This window comes from Pseudomonas sp. BJa5 (assembly GCF_030272875.2).
In the GTDB taxonomy this organism is placed as follows: domain Bacteria; phylum Pseudomonadota; class Gammaproteobacteria; order Pseudomonadales; family Pseudomonadaceae; genus Aquipseudomonas.
Genome location: NZ_JALRNG020000099.1, coordinates 1 through 341 on the forward strand (window position 1 = coordinate 1; position 341 = coordinate 341).

The 341-nt window shown below is 62.5% G+C and carries 1 pseudogene; it reads right to left on the minus strand.

Going from position 1 to position 341, the window contains the following annotated elements:
• Nucleotides 1-341: pseudogene (locus tag M2D63_RS25585) on the minus strand (GntR family transcriptional regulator); the annotation flags it as partial.

The following is a 341-nucleotide window of genomic DNA, read 5'->3' on the forward strand; positions in this document are numbered from 1 at the left end:
CTCATCTCGGCCTTGCGCTGGTCCAGCGCCAGGTAATAGGCGCGACTAATGGCCGGCTGCAGGTTTTCCACGGTTTACTGCAGGTAGGGGTTGTCGGCGAACGGATAGGCCGCGCGCATCACGGCAAAGCTCTCTTCGACGAAGGACTTGATGTCTTCGCGCTCGCATGCGGAGGTCAAACGCTGCTGGTTGGTGAGAAAAGGCAGCAGGTCTCCCTGCAGGCGCCAGCCCAGTGCCACGGCGTTGCCCAGCAGGATGTAGAACTCGGCCTTCAGTGTGCACAGGCTGCGCACGCCATGGGCTTCGAGTTCGGTCACATGGGCGCCACGACGGGGCAGGAT